Source organism: Streptomyces populi (genome assembly GCF_002911015.1).
GTDB lineage: Bacteria > Actinomycetota > Actinomycetes > Streptomycetales > Streptomycetaceae > Streptomyces > Streptomyces populi.
The window spans coordinates 42,364-64,013 of sequence record NZ_KZ626886.1 but is presented as its reverse complement, the minus strand read 5'-3'; the positions used below and the strand labels follow the sequence as shown (position 1 = coordinate 64,013).

The window sequence follows — 21,650 nt, the reverse complement described above, 5'->3', positions numbered from 1 at the left end:
ACCGCGAAGCGGTAGTCCTCGACCTGGATGATGGCGTTCGCCGCGTCCACCACCCGGAAGTAGACGACCGCGTCCACGCGGACCGTCACGTTGTCCCGGGTGATGCCCTCCTGGGCCGGTACGGGCAGGGTCACGATCTGCATGTTGACCTTGCGCAACCGGTCCACGAAGGGCACGACCATGGTGAAGCCGGGGCCGCGCACCTCGGGGCGCAGCCTGCCGAGCCGCAGCACCACACCCCGTTCGTACTGTTTGACGACGCGGGCCGCCGCCATCGTGCAGACCAGCCCCACGGACACGGCGGAGACTCCCGCCGCCACCAGTTCCTCGACCATCACGGCCCCCCAGGGTCCGACGTGACGCACCGGGCGTGTACGGCGTGCGCTTCGAAGGTAGACCCGGCACCGGAACGAGGGCGAGCCCCCGCACGCGGGTCGCGTGCGGGGGCTCGCCGCCGGTCCTCCTGCCGTGGGTCCGGTCGCGCGGAACACCGTGGGGGGTGCCGGCCCTGCGGGTCGACGAATCGACGAACGGCCGGTCCTTCGCGCGACCGGACGGTCAGCCGACGCTCACGCCGTAGTAGCTGAGCGCCTCGGTGACCGGCTGGAAGAAGGTCGTACCACCGGAGGTGCAGTTTCCGCTGCCGCCGGAGGTCAGGCCGTAGGCCACGCTGCCGCCGTACAGGGGACCGCCGCTGTCTCCGCCCTCGGCGCAGACCGTGGTCTGGATCATGCCGTAGACGACGTCACCACTGCCGTAGTTGACCGTGGCGTTCAGGGCGGTGACCCGGCCGCTGTGGGTACCGGTGGTCGAGCCGCGCCGGTAGACCGTCGTGCCCACGCTCGGCGTGGCCGCGCTGCTGATCGTCTGGCTGCCGACCGCGCTCGGATGCGCGACCGAGGTGTTGGTGTACTTGACCAGCGCGAAGTCGTTGGTCGGGAAGCTGTAACTGACGTTCGTGCCCAGCTTGGTGGTCTGGCCCGAGTTGGAGTACCAGGTGGAGGCGACCTCACCGCAGTGGCCGGCGGTCAGGAAGTAGTAGGTGCTCCCACTGTGCACGTTGAAGCCGAGCGAGCAGCGGTAACCGCCGCCGTAGATGGCGTCGCCGCCACTGATCAGCTTCTTGAAGGTGCCCGGGGTGTGCTTGATCGTGAGCGCGCCGGCGTTGCCGCCCGCGTCCCGCTTGATCTTCGCGATCTCCGCCTTCGAGACCGTGCTGTCGACGGTGACGACCACGCGGTTCGTCTTGGCGTCGACCGCCCAGGCGGTGCCCGCGACGTCGGAGGCGAGCACCGACTGCCTGACGCTGCTCAGCTGGGTGGCGCTGAACGTCTGGGCGTCGGACGCGTTCGCGCTGGGGACCGCGAACGCTGCGGCGGCGACGAGGCCGGTGGACACGGCGATCAGCCGGCTCCGTCTCGCGATGCCGCCACGGGGGGTTGTGCGCTTGATCCTCACGTTTCATTCCTCCGAAGGGAAGTAAGGGGCCCCGTGTCGTGGGGTCGGGGCCCGTGAGGCGCAGCCGGGAGCCGCCCGTCCGGATTCCGGACAAGCCATGCCCCTGACAAGCGCTGAGGGGGAGTATTCGGCTGCGCGACCGACAGGCGCAAGGGCGCCTTTCGGCCGTGCAGCGTTCAACTTGCCCTCATATGAGGGAGGTTGATCATCGGACCACTGGAGGCACCGGATCCCCCCACGCCTTCGGGAGTCCCTGGGGCCTCAGCCCAGTCGGCGCTCCCCCGCGGCGACGGCGACGCGCAGCGCATTTCCGGGCGGCGGGAACGGGCAGACGAAATGATCGGCGAACGCGCACGGCGGGAGCACGGCGCGGTTGAAGTCCACCGTCGTGCGTCCCTCGGCGTCGGGCGCGGCCGGGCGCAGGAAGCGGAAGCGGTAACTGCCGTCCCCGCTGGTGGTGTCGGCGAAGACGGCCCACAGCGTGCCGTCGCTCTCGACCGACACCTGGAGGGTGAGGTCCTGTCCGTCCAGGGTGAAGGCGAGGACTCCGCCGAGGGCGAGCCCGCGGGTCACCCCGTCGGCGTTCTCGACGCGCACGGTACGGCCCTCGCCGTACGGGGTGAACCGTCCGGGCACCGACCAGAGCGCGTCGTAGGGGGTGGCCTCGATGCCCGCGAAGGCTTTCCGGGCGGGCGCGTCGGGGTCGTAGTCGCGCACGCCCCAGATCCCCTCGCGCACCAGGATGACGAACCGGCGGTCCCCGCGCCCGACCCGGGCGCCGCCGGCCCCTCCGTAGTCGGCGTCCAGCACGATGTCGCCGGTGAAAGGCTCGCCGTCGACCGTGAGCCCGTCCTCGGCGGCAGCCGTCAGGGCCACCCGGCCGCCCTTGACGGCCCATTGCCCGGGGATGTCCGGAAGTCGCCCTTCCGGATAGTTCTCGATCCAGTGGGTGCCGGTGAGCGCGAGCGGGCCGTACGGTGCGGACACCGTCGCCACGCGCCGCTCCTGCCAGTGCTTCCAGTCCTCGGATGCGTCCGTCGTCATGTGATCAACCCTTCCATACGGGCTCGGCCGGACCGGGGTGCGAGCGCGCCGCGGTGCCCGTGTGTTCGGTGCGGAACGCCCCGTGCCCCATGAGCAGGGGTCCCTCCCGGTCCACGGACTCCTCCGGTCCGCCGGGGGCCGCCCGTTCGGCTCGGCGCGCGAGGCCCCGTCCCGCCTCCGGCGCCCCGGGCCGGGAGCCGTGCCCTTCCGGGAAAGCGGCTCCGGACCCACGCCTTCACCCGCGCCCCTCCCCTCCCCGCCTCCGCCCCGCTCTCCCCCACGCGCCTTGTCGGTTACCGCACTTCGCCGTCAGCAGTCACAGCACGAGCAGCACTCACAGCATTCGCAGCACTGGCACGCCTCGCAGCAACTGCAGTCGCAGTCACAGTCGCTCAGGCATCCTTCGCGCTTCTTGCGCGACCACGGGCCCTCGTACTCGTCGGCGCAGCACATCTTGCAGGTGCAGCACAGTCCGACGGCGGCGGCGCAGCCGGCCCAGAATCCGCGCTTGCCGGGGGCGGGGGGCTGGAAAGAGGGCCCGCCGCCGAAGGGGTTGCCGCCGCCGGTGTACGGATTCCCGCCGTCGGTGTACGGATTCCCACCGTGCTGGGGCGGCGGCCCGAAGGCGCCCTCGGGCCCGAGCAGGACGGCGGAGCCCGGCGGAGCGAGGAGACCGTCGGCCCCGAGGGAGCCGTGCGCTCCGTGCGCTCCGTCCCCCGCGTGCCCGCACCCCGACGTCCCGAACGCGCGGTCCACCGAACGTCCCAGCTCATGGACGAGCAGCACGTGCGCCAGCCTGCTGTCGGTGAACTCGGCCTCCCGCAGGGCGAGCCGTATCCCGTGCACGGCGTCGTCGGCGAGGCGGCGGGCCTCGGTGAGCGGGGTCCCGGTGGCCGTGAGCGGGTTCCAGGCTCCCGACGCGGCGTCGGCCGCCTGATCCTCCACGGCGTCCAGCAGGTGCGCGAGCCGCCCGAAGAGCCGCCCGGCCTCGGCCAGTGGAGCGGCGTTGTTGGGGCGACCCGCGAGGACGGCGGTGTGCGCGAAGGCGGCGGCGGTGGCGGTCTCGGTGGGTTCCGTCACGGTCAGCAGCGGCGTTCCGGGCCCGGCCAGCGCCTCGATCCCGACCTGACGGTCCACCGCGTCGACGAGTACGGCCGTGTCGAAGCCGACCGCGGATCCCGTGCGCGCTCCCGCCTTGCCCCAGCTCACGGCCACCCGGCGCGCGGCGAGCGCGACCGGCTTTCGCGCGAGGAGGCCGTCCCCGTCGGCGACGTGGTCGCGGACCTTCGCCGAGGCGAGGACCAGCGAGACGGCGGCGGCGAGGCGCGCGCCCTCGCCCTGGGCCACGGAGGCGGTGCGCATGCCGCGCAGCGGACAGGGTCCGGCGGTGCGCCGCCACCCCGTCGCCTTCTCGGCCTGAGCCTCCGTCAGAACCGATATCAGCAGGCCGTCGTAGTTGGTGACCACCCGCGCGAACTGGCCGTGGTCCCCGCGCAGCGCGAGGCACAACCCGCACAGGTGCGCCATCCACTGCGTCTTGAGCCCTTCACCGAGCCGGTGGCTACAGGGCCTCACGATTCCGAACACGACACTCCCCCGTGACCCGTAAGACGTTGAGGTCCGGATCGTATCGACCCCTCCCGTTCACCCGTACGCCCCGCTCGTCACCCGGTCGCCGAAAGAAATCATATTTCACTCCCAGTCAGCAGCCTTACCCCGTAAGACCCTTGGGGGGCGCGGGCTCTCGACGGATCCGCTGTGCACCAGTACCGTCACGAAACCCCCACGCGGCGTCTATCCACTTGGCGCGACATCCGCATCATGGACGACCATGGGGATGCGGAAGCACGAAAGACCGCTGTGAGAGGAGGCGTCCATGGGATCGGTGCGCAAGGCGAGTGCCTGGCTTGGCCTCGTCGACGACAACGATGACGAGCGTTACTACGACGACGACTACGCCGAGGGTCAGGACTCCGGCGACGCCTGGGTCACCGACCCTCGTGTGAAGGTTGCTTCCGAGACGGCGGAGGAGAAGGGCCGCCGGATCGGCACGGTCACCCCGGACAGCTTCCGGGACGCGCGCGGTATCGGCGAACTCTTCCGGGAGGGCGTCCCGGTCATCATCAACCTCACGTCCATGGAGGCCTCCGACGCCAAGCGCGTGGTGGACTTCGCGGCCGGCCTGACCTTCGGCCTGCACGGCACCATCGAGCGGGTGGCGACCCGGGTCTTCCTGCTGACCCCGGCGCACACGGAGATCATCAGCGGCGAGGCCGCGGGCCGCCAGACGGACGGTTTCTTCAACCAGAGCTGAGGCAGGGCCGCTCACCGGCCCCGCCTCGCCGGGGTTTCACCCACGGGCCCTTCACCTGAAGGCGTCGAGCCCGGTGAGCGCCTTGCCCAGCACGAGCTGGTGCATCTCCACGGTGCCCTCGTAGGTGAGCACCGACTCCAGGTTCGTGGCGTGCCGCATCACGGGGTACTCCAGCGAGATCCCGTTGGCGCCGAGGATCGTGCGCGAGGTCCGGCAGATCTCGATGGCCTCCCGTACGTTGTTGAGCTTGCCGAAGCTGATCTGCTCGGGGCGGAGCCGTCCCGCGTCCATGCGGCGGCCCAGGTGGTGGGCGAGCAGGATCCCCTTGTGCAGTTCGACGGCCATGTCGGCGAGCTTGGCCTGGGTGAGCTGGAAGCCGCCGATGGGACGCCCGAACTGCTCACGCGTCCTCGCGTACGCGAGGGCGGACTCGAAGCTCGACCGCGCCGCGCCCATGGCGCCCCACACGATCCCGTACCGCGCGTGCGAGAGACAGCCGAGCGGGCCCTTGAGGCCGACGACGTCGGGCAGGACCGCGTCGGCCGGCAGCCGTACGTCGTCGAGGACGAGCTCACTGGTCACGCTGGCCCGCAGGGACCACTTGTGCTTGATCTCGGGGGCGGAGAACCCGGGCGCGTCGGTGGGCACGACGAAGCCGCGGATGCCGTCGTCGGTTCCCGCCCAGACGACGGCGACACCGGCGACGGAACCGTTGGTGATCCACATCTTGCGCCCGTTCAGGACCCAGTCCCCGCCGTCGCGCTTGGCGTGCGTGCGCATGGACGCGGGGTCGGAGCCGTGGTCGGGCTCGGTCAGTCCGAAGCATCCGATGATCTCGCCGGAGGCCATGCGGGGCAGCCAGGTCTGCTTCTGCTCCTCGCTGCCGAACCGGTGGATGGCGTACATGGCCAGCGAGCCCTGCACCGAGACGAGCGAGCGGATGCCGGAGTCGGCCGCCTCGAGCTCCAGGCAGGCGAGGCCGTACTGCACGGCGCTGGCCCCCGCGCACCCGTACCCCTGGAGCGACATGCCGAGGGCACCGATCCCGCCGAGCTCCCGCGCCAGCTCCCGGATGCCGGGCAGCTCGCCCTTCTCGTACCAGTCGGCGATGTGGGGCAGGACGCGGTCCGCGGCCCAGGCCCGCACGGTGTCGCGGACGGCGAGGTCCTCCGCGTCCAGCAGGTCGTCGATCCCGAGCGGGTCGGCGGGGTCGAAGGGCGGCAGCTTCGAGGACGCGGACATACGACAGCCTCCGGCAGGGTGATAACTAGCACTGCTAGTCAAGGATCTCGGCCCGACGTTACGACGCAGTGTCCCGCAAGTCCAGGGCGCTTCCGCCCGGCACCCGGGGAGCACCTCTCCCGCGGGTCCCCCGAGCGGCGGCGAAAGGGCCGGATCACCGGCCCGGGACCGGAAGGGCTAGGCGGAGACGCGGGTCTCGGCGGTCCCGGGGACGTCCCGGGGGGACGGGATGTCGCCGGGGTCCGCCCCGGGAGCCGGGATGCCGACGGCACCCTTCGCGGGAGCCGGGAACGCGAGGGGAGCCGTCGCCTGTGCCGGCACGCCGGCAGGGCCTGCTGCGGAAGCCCGGACCTCGGCGGGAACGCCGGCCCGGGCCGGAAAACCCGTGGTCCCGGGAGCCGGGATGTCCCCGGCCTCCGTCGCGGGGACCGGGACCGTGCCGGTGTCCGTCGCGGGGGTCCCGCACTCCATGACCCGCGGCAGCCGCAGCGCCATCACGGCGCCCAGCAGCAACAGGCCCGCGCTCACCAGCAGCGTCACGTGCAGCCCGTGCACGAAGGAGTCCCGGGCGGCGTGCCGCAGGGCGCCGCCGGACGCGCCTCCGAGCCGGTCGGCGATCTGGTAGGCCTCGCCCAGCGAGTGCCCCGCTGCCGCCGAGTCGGCCGCCGGGACCCCGGGGACGGACGACAGTCCGGGCGCGTACGCCGCGTTCATCACGCTCCCCAGCAGCGCGATCCCGATCCCCGCGCCCAGCTGGTACGAGGTCTCGCCGATCGCCGCCGCGCCGCCCGACTGCGCCTGCGGCGCCTCGCTCAGCATCGACTCGTACGCCCCGAAGAGCGTGGTCTCCAGACCGAAGCCGAGCAGCACGAAGCCGAAGAGCAGCAGTCCGGCCTTGTCGTTGCCGCCCATCGCGGTCAGCGTGACCACGGCGGCCGCGGTGAGGCAGAACCCGAAGCAGACCATCGCGCGCGGCCCGAACCTGCGCAGCAGCTTCGCCCCCGCGAGACCGGCGGCCATCGCCGCGACGGTCAGCGGCAGCAGCCGCAGCCCGGTCTGCAACGGTGACAGGCCGAGCACGAGTTGCAGGTACTGCGCGGCGATCAGTTCGAGGCCCACCAGGGCGAGCATGGCGAGGACGATGCACCCCACCGACGTGCTGAAGGCCGGACGCGCGAACATGCGCAGGTCGACCAGGGGGTGCGCGCGCCGCCGCTGCCGCCGTACGAAGGCGGTCATCAGCACCGCGCCGACGAGCAGGGAGCCGAGGGTGAGGGGACCGAGGGGCGCCTCGCCGCCGCCGAGGCGTTTCACACCGAGGACGAGCCCGAACAGGCCCGCGGCGGCCATGAGCGCCCCGGCCACGTCCCAGGGACCGTCGCGGTCGCCGTGGGACTCGGGCAGCAGCAGCCGTCCGACCGGCAGGCTGACGAGCATCAGCGGGATGTTGACGAGGAAGACCGACCCCCACCAGAAGTGCTCGAGGAGGAAGCCGCCCAGCAGCGGGCCGACCGCCGCGCCGACCGCGGCGACGGCGCTCCAGATGCCGATGGCGAGCGCCCGCTCGCGCCGGTCGGGGAAGACGTCGCGCAGGATCGACAGCGTGGCGGGCATGATCATCGCGCCGCCGACGCCGAGCAGGGCGCGGGCGCCTATCAGGAGCTGCGCGTTCCCGGAGAAGGCCGCGATGCCGGAGGCGACGCCGAAGAGGGCGTAGCCGAGGAGGAGGACTCTCCGGCGGCCGATCCGGTCGCCGAGCGTGCCGAAGAGGATGAGGAGCGAGGCGCAGACGAGCGGATAGACGTCGACGATCCAGAGCAGCTCTATCGCGCCGGGCCTCAGGTCCTCGGTGACCGCGGGCACCGCGACATGGAGCACGGTGGCGTCGAGGGCGACCAGCAGCAGGCTGACGCACAGGACGACGAGGACGACCCAGCGGTTGGCACCGGCTCCGGCCTCCCGACGGCATCGCGCAGCGGCCGTGGTCGTCCCGGACATGTACGTACCTCCAGAGGTTCCCTCGCGTTCTGCGGATCCGCAGGGTGGGGACTCCCTGGGGCTGCGGCCCGGAGAGCGGAATCCCGGGCCCACGCAACAAAGGCGAGTGAGCCGCCAGCGTACGCGAGTTCTCGCCCGTGACACGTGGCGGACCTCTCACGTTCGCTGACCAGGCATGTGGCGTACGCCACGCCGCCCACACGCCGACACGCCGTACACGGCCCTTCCGGTTCCACGGTCTGCCGATAATCGGGCCCGTGACCGATCCGGAGAGTCCCGCCGCGACGCGCCCCGAGGGCTCCCTGCGCCGAGCCGCACCCGCCCTCCTCGGGTACGCGGCGGTGCGCGCCCTGGGCCTCGCCGCCCTCGGCGCGTGGAGCGCGGCGGACGGCGGGAGCGCCCGCCGGCTGCTGTCGGAGCGCTGGGACTCGCTCTGGTACACCAGGGTCGCCGAGCTCGGCTACGGCTACGAGGTCCGCCTCCCGAACGGCGACGTGCACACGAACCTCGCGTTCTTCCCGCTGCTGCCCTGGCTGGAGCGGATCGTCCACGCGGTGACGCCCCTGTCGTACCCGGACGCCGGTCTGCTGGTCACCGCGGTGGCCTCGCTCGCCGCGGCCTGGGGGATCTTCGCGGTCGCCGACCGTGTCCACGGCCGCCGGACCGGGGTGTGCGCGGTACTGGCGTGGGCGGTGCTGCCCGTCGGCGTCGTGCAGTCGATAGCGTACAGCGAGTCACTGTTCACGGCGCTCGCCGCATGGTCGCTGTACGCGGTGCTGACCGACCGCTGGCCGACCGCGGGGCTGCTCGCCGCGTTCGCCGGACTGACCCGGCCGGTGGGGGTCGCGGTGGTCGCGGCCCTGTGGGCCGCGGCGATTACCTCGTTCGTGGGAGAACACCGGAACACCGGAAGCACGCCCCGGACGGACGGCGCGCGTACGGAGCGGCGCGCCCTCGCCATGATCGTCGCGCCGCTCGGCGCCGTCGGTTACGTGCTGTGGGTCGGGCATCGCACGGGAGGGGGGCCGCTCGGCTATCTCGACGTCCAGGCGGGCTGGCGCAACGGTTTCGACGGCGGTCACACCTTCGTGCGGTTCGTGGCCGAGAAGTTCACCTCACTCCCGTCCGCCCCGGCCGGTGCGGCCCTGGCCGCCGGGGTCGTGCTGGTCCTGTGGCTCTACGCGGCATGCGTACGCCAGGGGCAGCCGCTCGCGCTCCTGGTCTACACGGGGATCGTCGTCGCGCTCGCCCTGTGCGCGTCGGGCTACTTCGGCTCGAAGCCCCGCCTGCTGCTGCCGGCCTTCCCTCTCCTGTTCCCCCTCGCCGGAGCCCTGGCCCGGCTGCGCACCTCCGGGTCGGCGCTGGTCGTCGGGGGCGCCGCGGTGGCCTCGGCGGCGTACGGGGCCCTCTGGCTGAACGGTTCCGGACCCCCCTGACCGGTCCGGCGCCGTCCCGCACCGGGCCGGTGAGCGGACGGAGAATTCCACGCCATCACCCGGTGAACGAATATAAAAGTGCCATAAACTCGAAGCCTCTCGGTGACCAATGGAATTGAAGGCTCCGCAGTGCAGGGATTAGCGATCCATTGGAAATAAACATGATCCTGAGAGGAATCCCACATCACATCGTCATCACAAACCGAGTGAATCGGCCTGGGACGCAGCTCACTCGCTGTAACGTCGATTGAGTGCGTACCGAACGAAACCTCACCCGTCTGGACCGGGTCTTCGCCCGGCTGGACCGTGAGCCGGAACGACCGGCCCACATCGATGTGCCGAAGATGAGTCGGCACAGGGTTGTCCTCTTCGCGGCGACCCTGGCCTTCTATCTGGCGATCGTGTGGGCCGTGGCGATCACGTCCTGGCTGGTCCGGTTCGACTGGCAGGTCATGTTCTTCCGGCCCTACCAGCAGTGGCCCGAGATCCACGCGTTCCTGGACTACTACGTGGTGCTCGGCCAGCGCGGCCCCACCGCGGTGATGGTCGCCGCGTGGCTGGGCTGGCGCTCCTGGCGCCAGCACACGCTGCGCCCGCTGCTCACCCTGGGCGCGTCCCTGCTGCTGCTCAACATCACGGTCGGCGCCGCGAAGCTCGGCATGGGCCGTCTCGGCCCGCACTACGCCATCACCATCGGCTCGAACGAGATGGGCCTGGGCGGCGACATATTCCCCTCGGGTCACACCGCCAACGCCGTTGTGACCTGGGGCATCCTGGCCTATCTGGCGTCGACCCCGAGAGCCAGGCGCTGGCTCTCGGCGCTGTCCGCCGTGACCTCGCTCGGCGTCGGCCTCACCACCGTGTACCTGGGCACGCACTGGCTCAGCGACGTCCTGCTGGGCTGGGCCGCCGGCCTGCTGATCCTGCTGGCGCTGCCCTGGTGCGAGCCGCTCATCGCCCGCTCCGAGGCCGGGATCTTCTCGCTCCGCGACCTGTGGCGCGCCCGCCGCGGCCGTGCGACGACCGCACCGCTCCCCGCGCCGGTCATGTCCCCGCTGACGGCCTCGGTGGCCGGCGAGCCGCCGACCCGCGAGACCGTCACGCCCCGTCCGTCCAGATCCCCCGTCCACCTGACTCCGGGCCCGCACACCGCCCGCTCGGAGCGCACCCCGGTGACACCGGTGGGCAGCCGCCGACCACCGCACCCGGACCGTCCGGCACACCTGGACCGTCCGGGACGCACGGCGGCCGCCGCCGCGAAGGCCCGCCCGCTGACGGGCGGCTGAGAACCGCGGGGCCGGTACGCACAACCCTTCCCCGCGCCGCGAAGGCCCCCGGCTCCTCGAGCCGGGGGCCTTCACACGTCGCGCGGCGGAACTCAGCCCTTCCAGCAGCGCGTCACCGTGCCGTCCGTGACCTCGAAGTTCAGCCGCCCCACCAGGTACTCCATGGTGACGATCGCGCCGGGCGGCAGCGACCGCACCGTCGGCCAGCCGCGCTCCCGCGCACGCTCCTGCGCGCTGCTCACCTCCAGCCCGACATAACTCTCCGGACTGTCCTGCGGCTCTGCGTGAGAGGGGGGAATGGGTGCCATGCCGCCACGTTAGGCGGCGCGCCCCGGCGGTGGAAGGCCGATCGGCGGCCGAGCGGCGTCTGTCCCCCGCCGGTCACGCTTCTGTCACAGGATCACGACATGTGTTTCGCCGAACTCCATCACTCCCGCGAGGGACTCCTTCCGCGTTCCGCACGCCTTCGAACGTAATTCGGAGTCGGCGTCCGGACGCGGCGAATAGACCTGTGAAATGTGCGGAGCGGAGCGTCGGCGCACGCTCGGTGACGCTTTTGCATTCCGGCCCCTCCGATTCCGTCCCGCACCCCGGAAGCTGACGCCGCATAGGAAATACACGCTTCGAGCACAGAACCCCCGCACGGGCGCCGTCGGCACCCGGGACTTCCGCTACGGCACCCGGACCGTGCCCGGCACCCCCTCGGGCCCCGGCCTCTCGGACCCCTGTCTCTCCAGCGCCCGGGACAGCCGGTCCCGGGCCGTCCTGATCACGTCGCCGAGCCCGGCGGGCTCCAGGATCTCGAACTCGAAGCCCAGCATCAGCACGTGGACGACCATGACGTCGAGGCTCGCCGCCCCGGTGCGCAGGAGACAGCTGTCGTCGCCCGAGGCCTCCAGGGTCCCGTCATGGGGCGAGAGCCGCGCGGCGGCCTCCTCCAGCGGCACCAGCAGCCGGACGACGGCGTTCGTGGCGTACGCGCCGGTGGAGACGCCCCGGGAGACGTACTCGGCCAGGTTCTCGGCGGGTGGCGTACGGGGCGTGAAGCGCGGTCCGTGCGGCGGCCGGGGCGTGATGCGGTCGGCTCGGAACGTGCGCCAGTCCCCGCGGTCGACGTCCCAGGCGACCAGGTACCAGCGGCGCTCGGTGCACACCAGCCGGTACGGCTCGACGGTCCGGCGCGTGGTGGAGCCCCCGTGGTCGCGGTACTCGAAACGCAGCCGCTCGCTGTCGCGGCACGCGTTGGCCAGCTCGGTGAGGACGGTGGGGTCGACGGCGGAGGTCTGCCGGCCGCGCAGCATCGGCACGGTGAAGGCGTTGAGCGCGCCGACCCTGCGCCGCAGCCGGTTCGGCAGGACCTGCTCCAGTTTGGCGAGGGCACGTACGGAGGAGTCGCCGATGCCCTCGATGCCCTGCCCGGCCGCCGTGCGCAGTCCCACGGCCACCGCGACGGCCTCGTCGTCGTCCAGGAGCAGCGGCGGCAGCTCGGCCCCCGCGCCGAGCTGGTAACCGCCGCCCGTGCCCGGGCTGGCGTTGACGGGATAGCCCAGCTCGCGCAGCCGCTCCACGTCGCGGCGGATCGTGCGCGCGGTGACGCCCAGCCGCCCGGCGAGGTCCGCGCCCGACCATTCGCGGTGGGCCTGCAACAGCGAGAGCAGGCGCAGCAGTCGTGCGGAGGTCTCCAACATGCCGCCGAGTCTGCCAGCCCTTGCGGACAGTTACTGTCCGCGAGGGAACGGGATCACGCCGGTCTCTTCGCGCTCCTCACGGGCGGTAGGCGATCTGCGGCACGTCGAAGCAGTTCGTGTTCATGTCGCCCTGGGTGACCCAGCCCCTGCCGTCGCGCCAGCGGGCCACCGACAGGCAGGTCCGGCGCGTCTTCGGCGGCTCGGCCAGCCGCTCGTAGGTGACGGGGATCAGCAGCCCGCCCGCGGTGTAGGACTCGCCCCGGTTCATGAACGCGTCGACGCAGGCCCGGGTGACGCCCGACGGGGGGCAGGACTTCGCCGCGTCCGTGAACCACCGTGCCGCGGCCCATCCCTCCAGCTGCCACTGCGAGTGGACCGGCAGCTGTCCGGTCGCGTCGCGGAACTCCCGGACGGCCGGGTCGCCGACGTCCTCGTAGTTGCGGCTCGCCCCCGTGGCCCACAGCGCGTTGCGGCAGCGCGGTGCGTCCTTGTAGTCCTCGGGCACGGTGGACGTCCAGTTCTGGACGTTGGTCACCTTGGCGGTGACCCGGGCGCCGACGTCGTCCATGGCCTTGCAGAGCTGGGCGTTGCCGTGGGTGTCGAGGGCGTCGAAGACCAGGTCGGCGCCCTGCGCCTTCAGATCGGCCGCGGCCGCGCGGAAGTCGGGCAGCGCGAAGTCGACCTGTTCCGGGACGACCCGGTAGCCCTCGGCCTCGAGCCCCTGGACGACGAGGCGGGCGTAGGCGGCGGAGGCGGACTGGTTGTAGGAGACGACGGCGGCCGTCCGGGCGCCCTGGACCCGCTTGAAGTAGCGGTACACCTCGGTGCCTCCGTACAGCTCGCCGTTCCAGCCGGGCGTGCCGTCGCGCGGCGCGAGGCTGCCGTAGATCCCGTACAGGTGCGGATAGGTGTCGTACGCGGCCCCGATGGGCTGGCCACCGATGTCGGGCACGCCCGCGCGGGACACCTGGGGGGCGCCCGCGTAGTCGAGGGCGGTGGTGGCGACGAGGGCGACGACCTCGTCCTCGTCGACGAGCCGGTGCACGCACTCGTTGTTGCCGACGCCGCTGCCTCCGTCGTCGCACGTCCGCACCTCGACCCGCCGTCCGCCGATGCCGCCCCCGGCGTCGAGCCGGTCGAAGAAGGCCTTCGCCCCGTCACGCGGTCCGGTGAAGGCGGAGCCGCCGACGGGGCTGGTGGCGCTGCTGATGACGCCGACGCGGATCGGCGCCGCGGACTGCGGGGGCGTGGGCGTGGCGCGGCCCTCGAAGTCGCTCTCGGGGAGCCGGCTGCCGCAGGCCGTGCCGATCAGGAGCAGCAGGCCCGCGACGGCGGCGCCGGCCGCTGTGCGCCGCACCGCCGGTCAGCAGCCCGGGACGGGGCTCGCCGAGGCGTTGCCGCTCAGCTGGACCAGCGCGCAGAGCGTTTTGGCGGAGACCTTCCAGGTGCCGTTCTGCTCGACGGCCGTGCCGGAGGCGTTCGGCAGGGCGGTGGCGCCCTTCAGGGTCAGCGTGTAGGTCACGTCCGCCTCGGTCGGCGAGGTGAACTCGATCTTCTGCACGTCGGCCTTCACCTGCCGACCGCGCTGGTCGCCGTTGAAGCCCTGCAACACCGGGGCCAGCTGGTCGCCGTTCTCCAGGAGGGCCTGCTTCTCCTGCGCGGAGACGGACGGGTCGAAGAACTTCTCCCAGTTCTGCTCGATCTCCTTCTGGGCCGCCGCCGGGTCGGCCGGAGCCGTGGCGGGCGGCACACTGGTGGAGTGTTCCACCGAGGGTGTGGGCGACGCGGAACTCCCGCCGCCGTTGTCGTCGCTGCACGCCGTGAGGGCCGCCGCGAGGACGAGTACCGCCGCCACGGCCACCCCCCTGACGTGTCCCCGCCCGCGCTCGCTTCTGGCGTTCCCCCGCCTGAGGTCGCTCCCGAGAACCATCTGGCTCACCACCGGGTGTCGGTCCGGGCCAAAAGCGCCCGGTGCTTTCAGGGTCAGCTTCCGGGAGGCATAGTGCAAGCCATCGGCTGACATGGACAGATACCCGACGTGTGGGAGTCCGGATGCGGACAACTCGACCGTGGAGCGCGCGCCCCGTCCTGTGGGCCGGCTGGGCCGCCCTGGCCGCCGGGGCGGTGTTGTGCGTCATCGGCTGGTACGGCATCTCGGGCGAGCGGTACGCGGAACGCCAGCTCCCCTACCTCGCCTCCTGCACGGTGCCCGGTGCCGCGCTGATCATCGCCGGGGCGGTGCTCCTCGCCCACGGCAGGGACGCGTCGGCCGCGGCCCGTGTGGAGGAGCTGTACGGACTGCTGGTGGCCGCCGGGTCCGCCGAGGACGGGGAACCGGGACCCGCGGCGGCCGCGGCGGTGGCCGTGAGCGGCAGCCTCCTCATGGTGCCCGGCGGCACCCTGTACCACCGCGCGGACTGCCCCCTGGTCGCGGGCAAACCGGAGGCCGTGCCGGCCGACTCGCGTGTCCTCGCGAGCGGGGACCTGGGGCCGTGCCCGATCTGCGAACCCGACGCCGGGGACGCCCCCTCCGGCGACGGGCCTCCCTCCCCCTCCCCCGGCGGCCCGCCCCTCGTCGAACGGCCCTCCGCGCCCGACCGCCCGTCGGAGCCCGACGGCCCGCCCTCCCCGGAACGTCCGCCCACCGCCCCGGACGGCTGATGTCCTCGCTGACGTACGACCTCACCCTCGCCGGTCTCTCGATCGGCTCCGCCGCCGCGCTCACCGGGATCGGGCTGATCGTCACCCACCGGGCCACCGGGGTGCTCAACTTCGCGCACGGGGCGATCGCGATGGTGTGCGCGTATCTGCTGCGCCAGTTCACGGTCGAGTGGGGCTGGCCGCTCGCGCTCGGCGCCTCGGTGACCCTGCTGCTGGTGGCCCCGGCGATCGGGCTGGTCCTGGAACGCTTCGTGTTCCGGCCGCTGTCCCTCCTCGGCGGCGACCCGGCGCGGACCCTGGTCGCGAGCATCGGGGTCTTCGTCCTGCTGGTCGGCGGGGCGGCGCTCGTGTGGGGCACGGGCGCGCGGACGGACGCGCCGACGCTGGTGCCGGCCGACCCGTGGCGGCAATTGGCGGTGGCCGTCGCACTGGCCGCGGGCGTGGGCGCGGTGACGCGCCGGACCCGCTTCGGCACGGAGCTGCGGGCGGTCGTCGACGACCGCCCGCTCGCGGTGCTCGGCGGTGTCGACGCGGACCGGGTGGCCGCGGCGGGCTGGGCCTTCGGCTCGTTCACGGCGGGTCTGACGGGCGTGCTCCTCGCGCCGTACGTGCGGCTCGACCCGTACGGCCTGCCGCTGCTCGTCATCGAGGTGATGGCGGTCGCCGTGGCGGCCCGGATGCGCAGTCTGCCCGTCGCCGTCGTGGTCGCGCTCGGCATCGGTGTCGCCCAGAGCCAGCTGACCCGGCTGCACCCCTCGGGCTGGGCGGAGCCGCTGCTCCTGGCGGTCGGCGCCAACCTCTTCGTGGTCGCGCTGCTCGTCGCCGCGCTCGTCCTGCCCGGCATCGGCACCCGTGACGCGCTCCCCCGCCCGGTGACGGTGCGCGCGGCGACGCCGCCCGGGGCCTGGCCGGTGGCCGTCGTGCTGTTCCTGCTGCCCCTCGGGTTCGCGGGCTCGGACCTGCACACGTCGGTGCAGGTGCCCGCGCTCGGTGTCGTCCTGCTGTCGCTGGTCGTGGTCACCGGCCGTGGCGGCCAGATCTCGCTGGGACAGGCCGCGTACGCCGGTCTGGGCGCCCTGTTCACGGCGCTGCTGGCCGCGGGCCGGTTCCCGGGGCTGCCGCGGCTGCCCGAGCTGGCCGCGCTGGCGGTGGCCGTGCTCCTGGTGGCCCCGCTCGGCGTGCTGACCGGGTGGCCGGCCATCGGACGGCACGGCCTGGCGCTCGCGGTGGCCACCTTCGCGGTGGGCGTGGGCGTCAGCCGGTTCGTCTTCGAGCAGCCGTACGCGGTGGCCGGACTGTCCCTGGACCGCCCGGCCGGATTCGGCGGGGACCGCGCGTACTACGTGCTCGAACTCGTCCTGCTGGCCGCCGCCCTGCTCGCCGCGCACACGCTGCGCCGGGGCCGGCCGGGCCGCGCCCTGGCCGCCCTGCGGGACCACGAGGCGGGCGCCTCGGCGGCGGGCGTCCGCGTCCCGGCCCTGAAACTGACCGCGTTCGTCGCGGGGGCCGCGCTGGCCGCGCTGGGCGGCGGCATGCTCGGCATGGGTCTGCGCGCCTTCGACGCCACCGAGTACGACCCGGTCCGGAGTCTGCTCTGGTTCGCGGCGGTCGTCGTGCTCGGCGCCGACAGCGTCCTCGGCGCGCTCGTCGCCGCCGCCCTGCTGGTCGGGCTCGACGCGGGGGCCCGCGGCGGGGTGGCCGCCGCTCTGATCGGCCTCCTCGCCGTCCTCGTCGGCCGCTTTCCCGAGGGCCCGTACGAGGCGCTGCGCGCGGCGGTGTCCCGGCTCCGCCCCGAGCGCCGGGCGACCCTGACCCCCGTGGGGCTCGGCGCCCGCCGACACCTGCGCACCGCCACCGGAGGGCGGCCCGGGCCGCTCGCGCCACCGCCCGCGGTGGAGGCCGTGGCGACGACCGGCACCGGCGGGCGCCCCCGACCGCACCCGGTCCCCGCCGCACCGCCGGGAACCGGCCGGGGAAGCGGACCGCACCCGCGGCCCACCCCGGCGGCCCCGCGCACGGGACCGGACACCGTCCGGGAGACCGGATCGCACCCGGCCCGGTCCCTGCCGACAGGCCCCCGTCCGGAACCCGCCCCACCGGCCGGCGCGGGGAGGCCGCCGGGCACCGGAGGCGGGCCGTCACGGCGGGGGAAGGCCGGAGCCGCTCTCCGCGGCGGCGCGGACGCGGGGACGCTCGTCGCCCGGGGGCTCCGTGTCGCCTACGGGGGATTCACCGCTCTCGACGGGGTGACCCTCGACGTCCCGCCGGGCCGGGTCACCGCGGTCGTGGGACCCAACGGGGCCGGGAAGAGCACCCTCTTCCACTGTCTCGCGGGGACGCTGCGGCCCTCGGGCGGACGGGTGCTGTTCGCGGGCCGGGACGTCACCCGGCTGGCGGCGCACGCGCGGACGCGGCTGGGGATCGCGCGGACCTTCCAGCAGCTGGCGGTCTTCCCGTCGCTGACCGTGGCCGAGAACGTGCGCGTGGGCGCCGAGCAGGGCCGGATCGCCGACCCGGGCGCGGCGGAACGGGCGCTGCGGCTGCTCGGACTGGACGGGCCGGTGCGGTCGCTGCCCGCGGCGGGGCTGCCGACCGGGACGCTCCGCCGCGTGGAACTGGCCCGGGCGCTCGCCGGGAGTCCCCGGGTGCTGCTGCTCGACGAACCCGCGGCCGGTCTCGACACCGGCGAGGTGAGTGCGCTGGCCCGGGTGCTGCGGGCGCTGGCCGCGGACGGCACGGCCCTCCTGGTGGTCGAGCACGATCTCGATCTGGTGGCCGACCTGGCCCACACCGTCCACGTCATGACGGCCGGGCGGATCGTCGCCTCGGGTCCCGCCGACCGCGTCCTGGACCCGGGGAGCGGCGGATGAGCATCGCCCTGCGCGACGCGCGCGTGCGCTACGGCCCCCTGGAGGCCCTGCACGGCGTGAGCCTGGTCGCCCCGGGTCCCGGTCTCACCGTACTGCTGGGCCGCAACGGCTCCGGCCGTACGACCACGCTGCGCGCCCTCGCCGGGGCGGTTCCGCTGTCGGCCGGCGCCCTCGTCTGGGACGGTGTCGACGTGACGCGCCTGCCCGCGTTCGAGCGGGCCCGGCGCGGGCTGTGCCTCGTCCCGGAGCGCCGGGCCGTGTTCGGTTCGCTGACCGTCCGCGAGAACCTGGAGCTCGGCGCGGCCGACCTCCCCGCCGCCCTGGAGGCCTACCCGCAGCTGGCGCCGCTCCTGGCCCGCCGCGCGGGCACCCTCTCCGGCGGCGAGCAGCGCGTGCTGGCCCTGGCCCGCGCCCTGTCCGCCCGCCCGCGCGTGGTGCTCGTCGACGAACCCGCGCAGGGCATGTCCCCGCCGGTCGCGGCCCGGACGTACGCGCTGCTGGGCGCTCTCGACGCGTGTGTGGTGATCGCCGAACAGCGGCTGCCACCGGGGCTGCGCGAGCGGGCGGGCCGGACGACGTACGTCCACGAACTGCGCCGTGGCGCGGTCGTGTTCAGCGGGGAGGCCGCCGAGACGACGGTGCGGAGCGGTGGGCCGCCCGGTTCGAGTGGTGGGCCGCCCGGTTGTGGACCGTCCGGTCCAGGTGTGGACCGGACCGGGCGGGGGCCCCGGCACGGGAGGCGCCCGTGGCCTTCGGGATGACGAGCCGGATGCCCTTGGCCAGCAGGTCCGGGCTGCCGCCGATCTTGTTCCTGTTGACGTTGTAGAGCGTCTGCCAGCCGCCTTGCACCCGGTACTTGCGGGCGATCGACGTGAGGGTCTCGCCGGTCTTCACCACGTGGAAGGGGCCCTGCAGCCCGTACGACCTGGAGCAGGCGGGCCAGGCGCCCCAGCCCTGGGCGGCCAGCACCTTCTCCGCGACCTTGATCTGCTGGGCGCGGGTGGCGAGATCGGCGCGGGGGGCGTAGGCGAGCCCGTCGAACCGGGCCCAGGTGGACTGAAGGAACTGAAGCCCGCCGTAGTAGCCGTTCCCGGTGTTCGCGTGCCAGCGGCCGCCGCTCTCGCACTCGGCGAGACAGGCCCAGGGCCACTCCTCGTTCGCGCAGTCGCGGGCTCCCCTGACCGCCCCGGGACCGGGGAGCGGGGGCGGTGCCGCGGCTCTCGCCTCGCAGGGAACGAGAACGGTCAGCACGGCGGCGGCAGCGGCCGCGTACCGCGCGCGTCCGCTCGGCAGCCCGGACGCGGTGCGTGCGGTCGGCGGAATCCGCCTGATCGGCATGAAGGACATCGCGCCACGCTAAGCAGCGCGGGCCGCCCGCCCGCCCAGCCCGCGCCCGGCACGCCCGGGGCCCCACCCGGTCGGACGACCGGGTGGGGCCTTGTGCCCGGGACGAGGGGGAGCGTGGCTCAGAAGTCGAGCCGCTGCCCGGGCACGATCAGGTCGGGATCACCGCCGATCACGGACTTGTTGGCGGCGTAGATCTTCCGCCAGGTGGTCCCGTGCCGCGCGGCGATGGCACTCAGGGTGTCGCCTTCGCGGACGGTGTAGTCGCCCCGGGACGAGCCGCGGCCGACGTGGTCCGGCGCCCGGGCCGGCGTCTTCGCCGGGACGGACCGCCGGGTCTGCTCGTGCGTCGGCCCGGAAGCGGACCTGGTGGCCGGCTTGGCGGCCGACTTGCCGGCCGTCGATCCCGTGGACGACCCGGCGCCCGAGGAGGCGGGCGCCTTCCCGTAGGCCCCGGCGCGGGCCGAGCAGGTGGGCCAGGCACCCCACCCCTGTGCGCTCTGGACCTTGTTCGCGACGGCTATCTGCGCGCTCCTGGACGCCTTGTCGGCGGTCGGCGCGTACGCCGTGCCCCCGTAGGCGCGCCAGGTGCCGGCGGAGAACTGGAGTCCCCCGTAGTAGCCGTTGCCGGTGTTGATGTGCCAGTTGCCGCCGCTCTCGCACTGGGCGATGCGGTCCCACACTCCACTGTCGGCCGCGGCGGCGTCGCCGGTCGCGGCGAGCAGTCCGAGCGGGGCGAGCAGTGCCGCCCCGGCGAGGACCGCCGTCGTACGTGTCTTGTTCGCCGTACGAGCCTTGTGACCGTTCCCGTGAGTGCTGTCGGCACATGCGGACATGTATTTCCCTCTCGAAACACCCGGGGTCCCCCAGGAAGGGACGCGACGACCTGCGTGTAGGACGCGGCCGTCGCGCTCCGACCCGTCCGCCGACGGCGTGCTGCGATCCGGAGCGGATCGGCCGGCGGACGTACCCGAGCGGTGCTCGTTGCACACGGCGCAGGAATCTATGGAGCCGGGCGCCCCGATATCAACCAACTCCTTGTCATTCGAGGCCAGTTAGCCGTTACCCTGGGTATCGTCGATTTTCGGCCACCCATTTCATTGGGTGATTTCCGGATTTGTCGACCTGCACCCCTTGCGATCTGTGACTCACTTCACCCGTTCAACTTCCCTCGTACTTCTTGAAGTTGACTGGGAGTAACCGATTCCGGGGGTGTCTTCACCCTGGGCGTCGGATGGTTCGATTCCGTTCGCTCTCGGGCGTGACTCCGGCCACAGATCACCCGTTGACATCTTCATGAGCCGGGAACCCCCGGCCCATGGGCCGGGAGCCACCCGGCACCGTCACGCACCGCATCCCGAGGAGCCACCGTGCCGCGCATGCTCGACGTCAGCGACGACGTACGCGCCGAGATCGGCGACGAAGAAGCCGACCGGCTGCTCGCCGGAGAGAACGCCCCCGGCAGTTACGACTGCACGTCGTGCCGCACCCCGGGCGACTCGGAACAGGAGCGCACCAGCACCGTCCTGTTCATCGGCGACGAGACCGCCGTCCTCGCCTTCGCCCACGCCACCTGCCTGCCCTCACAGGTCGTGCAGGTCACCGAGGAACAGCTCCAGGGCGCCGTCCGCTCGATCCACCCCGACGGCGCGCCCGCCGACCTCGCCCCCGAGCAGGCCGTGCTCGGCGTCACCAGCGGACTCGTCCTGATCAACGGTGAACTGCACCCGGCGCTCGTCGTCGAGCCGACCGGGCCGATCGTGCGCCCCGGCTCGACCGACATCGGCGACGACTTCCTGCCCCTGCTGATCGAGCAGGGCTTCATGCCCGCGACCGAACTGAACTCGGTACCGCCCGTCCTGCACGGCTGGTCCGTCCTGCTGGCGGCGGGCCAGCTGCACGCCGTGCTCCAGCCGGGCGCCGGAGGCGGCTCGCCCGTCGCCTGGTGGCAGGCCCACCAGGCGCTCCAGGTCACCGACAGCTGGCGCGCCGCGGCCAACAAGCTCCAGCAGGTGCTCCTGTTCGCGGCGCCGGTCGGCTCGATCGGCCGTCAGCCCCGGGAGGACCTGCTGCGCGACGCGCTCGACAAGGCGGCGGCCAACGGCAAGCTGGTCGCGGCGGCGATGCCGCTCGCCGGCACGTGAGGGCACCCGCCGGGCCGGGGCCCGGCGGGATCCACCGGTGAACCGGAGGCGGACCGACGCCCTGGCGTTCGCCGGAGTTCACCGGGTCCGCGCGGGGGCGTGAGGGCGCGGCGGCGCGTGGGGTGCGGCGGGGGCCGCGGGCGGCCGGGCAGGTGCCCGTGCGGT

Annotated in this window: 17 protein-coding genes and 2 pseudogenes; 7 read left to right on the top strand and 12 right to left on the bottom strand. The window is 73.3% G+C overall.

Annotation, left to right across the window (positions count from 1 at the left end; all coding sequences use genetic code 11):
* The 4 genes from CW362_RS23545 to CW362_RS23530 form a co-directional block, all read right to left on the bottom strand.
* Positions 1 to 335 (bottom strand): SPFH domain-containing protein (locus tag CW362_RS23545; protein ID WP_240657983.1); only part of this gene is annotated, 335 nt, incomplete at its 3' end.
* A 223-nt stretch (positions 336 to 558) separates the two neighbouring features.
* Entirely contained in the window at positions 559 to 1,458 is a 900-nt protein-coding gene (locus CW362_RS23540; protein WP_103551507.1) for a S1 family peptidase, read from the bottom strand.
* Between the two features lie 261 nt (positions 1,459 to 1,719).
* Positions 1,720 to 2,502: a DUF1684 domain-containing protein gene (locus CW362_RS23535; protein ID WP_103551506.1), complete on the bottom strand. Its 783-nt coding sequence runs from the start codon at positions 2,500 to 2,502 to the stop codon at positions 1,720 to 1,722.
* 309 nt (positions 2,503 to 2,811) lie between these two features.
* On the bottom strand, positions 2,812 to 4,089 hold the full coding sequence (locus CW362_RS23530; protein WP_103551505.1) for a DUF5685 family protein: 1,278 nt from the start codon (positions 4,087 to 4,089) through the stop codon (positions 2,812 to 2,814).
* 289 nt (positions 4,090 to 4,378) lie between these two features.
* Between CW362_RS23530 and CW362_RS23525 the strand changes: the two genes are divergently transcribed.
* Positions 4,379 to 4,816, top strand: a complete 438-nt coding sequence (locus CW362_RS23525) for a cell division protein SepF (RefSeq protein ID WP_103551504.1) — start codon at positions 4,379 to 4,381, stop codon at positions 4,814 to 4,816.
* Between the two features lie 51 nt (positions 4,817 to 4,867).
* On the opposite strand, the gene CW362_RS23520 is transcribed toward CW362_RS23525, so the two are convergent.
* Positions 4,868 to 6,058, bottom strand: a complete 1,191-nt coding sequence (locus CW362_RS23520) for an acyl-CoA dehydrogenase family protein (protein WP_103551503.1) — start codon at positions 6,056 to 6,058, stop codon at positions 4,868 to 4,870.
* A 177-nt stretch (positions 6,059 to 6,235) separates the two neighbouring features.
* Positions 6,236 to 8,056 carry an MFS transporter gene (locus CW362_RS23515; protein ID WP_103551502.1) on the bottom strand — a complete coding sequence of 607 codons (1,821 nt, stop codon included), beginning with the start codon at positions 8,054 to 8,056 and terminating at the stop codon, positions 6,236 to 6,238.
* Positions 8,057 to 8,313: 257 nt separating this feature from the next.
* On the opposite strand from CW362_RS23515, the gene CW362_RS23510 reads away from it, so the two are divergent.
* A complete protein-coding gene (locus CW362_RS23510; RefSeq protein ID WP_103551501.1) occupies positions 8,314 to 9,492 on the top strand; it encodes a glycosyltransferase family 39 protein in 1,179 nt (392 codons plus the stop codon).
* A gap of 251 nt (positions 9,493 to 9,743) precedes the next feature.
* Complete coding sequence (locus CW362_RS23505) at positions 9,744 to 10,778, top strand: phosphatase PAP2 family protein (protein ID WP_103551500.1); 1,035 nt, start codon at positions 9,744 to 9,746, stop codon at positions 10,776 to 10,778.
* Positions 10,779 to 10,870: 92 nt separating this feature from the next.
* On the opposite strand, the gene CW362_RS23500 is transcribed toward CW362_RS23505, so the two are convergent.
* The 4 genes from CW362_RS23500 to CW362_RS23485 all read right to left on the bottom strand — a co-directional run bounded on the left by CW362_RS23500 (position 10,871) and on the right by CW362_RS23485 (position 14,396).
* Positions 10,871 to 11,086, bottom strand: a complete 216-nt coding sequence (locus tag CW362_RS23500) for an I78 family peptidase inhibitor (protein WP_103551499.1) — start codon at positions 11,084 to 11,086, stop codon at positions 10,871 to 10,873.
* Positions 11,087 to 11,449: 363 nt separating this feature from the next.
* Positions 11,450 to 12,466, bottom strand: coding sequence for a helix-turn-helix transcriptional regulator (locus CW362_RS23495; RefSeq protein ID WP_103551498.1), 1,017 nt, complete (start codon positions 12,464 to 12,466; stop codon positions 11,450 to 11,452).
* A gap of 76 nt (positions 12,467 to 12,542) precedes the next feature.
* A complete protein-coding gene (locus CW362_RS23490) occupies positions 12,543 to 13,823 on the bottom strand; it encodes an ABC transporter substrate-binding protein (RefSeq protein WP_103551497.1) in 1,281 nt (426 codons plus the stop codon).
* Between the two features lie 6 nt (positions 13,824 to 13,829).
* Positions 13,830 to 14,396: an MTB12 C-terminal domain-containing protein gene (locus CW362_RS23485; RefSeq protein WP_103551514.1), complete on the bottom strand. Its 567-nt coding sequence runs from the start codon at positions 14,394 to 14,396 to the stop codon at positions 13,830 to 13,832.
* Positions 14,397 to 14,518: 122 nt separating this feature from the next.
* Between CW362_RS23485 and CW362_RS23480 the strand changes: the two are divergent.
* The 3 genes and pseudogenes from CW362_RS23480 to CW362_RS23470 form a co-directional block, all read left to right on the top strand.
* Positions 14,519 to 14,989 (top strand): annotated as a pseudogene (locus CW362_RS23480) (hypothetical protein); the annotation flags it as partial.
* Between the two features lie 137 nt (positions 14,990 to 15,126).
* Complete coding sequence (locus CW362_RS23475) at positions 15,127 to 17,997, top strand: ABC transporter permease subunit (RefSeq protein WP_103551496.1); 2,871 nt, start codon at positions 15,127 to 15,129, stop codon at positions 17,995 to 17,997.
* Complete coding sequence (locus tag CW362_RS23470) at positions 17,994 to 18,758, top strand: ABC transporter ATP-binding protein (protein WP_103551495.1); 765 nt, start codon at positions 17,994 to 17,996, stop codon at positions 18,756 to 18,758. The genes CW362_RS23475 and CW362_RS23470 overlap by 4 nt, the downstream gene beginning before the upstream one ends.
* 229 nt (positions 18,759 to 18,987) lie before the next feature.
* Here the strand turns inward: CW362_RS23470 and CW362_RS45325 are convergent.
* Both CW362_RS45325 and CW362_RS23460 read right to left on the bottom strand, forming a co-directional pair.
* Positions 18,988 to 19,335, bottom strand: a pseudogene (locus tag CW362_RS45325) (transglycosylase family protein); the annotation flags it as partial.
* Between the two features lie 128 nt (positions 19,336 to 19,463).
* The gene (locus CW362_RS23460; RefSeq protein WP_103551494.1) at positions 19,464 to 20,177 is read right to left on the bottom strand and encodes a LysM peptidoglycan-binding domain-containing protein; all 714 of its coding nucleotides are present in this window, start codon (positions 20,175 to 20,177) and stop codon (positions 19,464 to 19,466) included.
* 534 nt (positions 20,178 to 20,711) lie between these two features.
* Here CW362_RS23460 and CW362_RS23455 point away from each other — a divergent pair.
* On the top strand, positions 20,712 to 21,485 hold the full coding sequence (locus tag CW362_RS23455) for a hypothetical protein (RefSeq protein ID WP_103551493.1): 774 nt from the start codon (positions 20,712 to 20,714) through the stop codon (positions 21,483 to 21,485).
* Positions 21,486 to 21,650 lie beyond the last annotated feature (165 nt).

Coding starts and splice junctions, on each gene's coding strand:
- CW362_RS23500 (WP_103551499.1), bottom strand. CDS start 11,086: ATGGCACCCATTCCCCCCTCTCACGCAGAGCCGCAGGACAGTCCGGAG.
- CW362_RS23485 (WP_103551514.1), bottom strand. CDS start 14,396: ATGGTTCTCGGGAGCGACCTCAGGCGGGGGAACGCCAGAAGCGAGCGC.
- CW362_RS23495 (WP_103551498.1), bottom strand. CDS start 12,466: ATGTTGGAGACCTCCGCACGACTGCTGCGCCTGCTCTCGCTGTTGCAG.
- CW362_RS23475 (WP_103551496.1), top strand. CDS start 15,127: ATGTCCTCGCTGACGTACGACCTCACCCTCGCCGGTCTCTCGATCGGC.
- CW362_RS23460 (WP_103551494.1), bottom strand. CDS start 20,177: ATGTCCGCATGTGCCGACAGCACTCACGGGAACGGTCACAAGGCTCGT.
- CW362_RS23535 (WP_103551506.1), bottom strand. CDS start 2,502: ATGACGACGGACGCATCCGAGGACTGGAAGCACTGGCAGGAGCGGCGC.
- CW362_RS23515 (WP_103551502.1), bottom strand. CDS start 8,056: ATGTCCGGGACGACCACGGCCGCTGCGCGATGCCGTCGGGAGGCCGGA.
- CW362_RS23525 (WP_103551504.1), top strand. CDS start 4,379: ATGGGATCGGTGCGCAAGGCGAGTGCCTGGCTTGGCCTCGTCGACGAC.
- CW362_RS23520 (WP_103551503.1), bottom strand. CDS start 6,058: ATGTCCGCGTCCTCGAAGCTGCCGCCCTTCGACCCCGCCGACCCGCTC.
- CW362_RS23470 (WP_103551495.1), top strand. CDS start 17,994: ATGAGCATCGCCCTGCGCGACGCGCGCGTGCGCTACGGCCCCCTGGAG.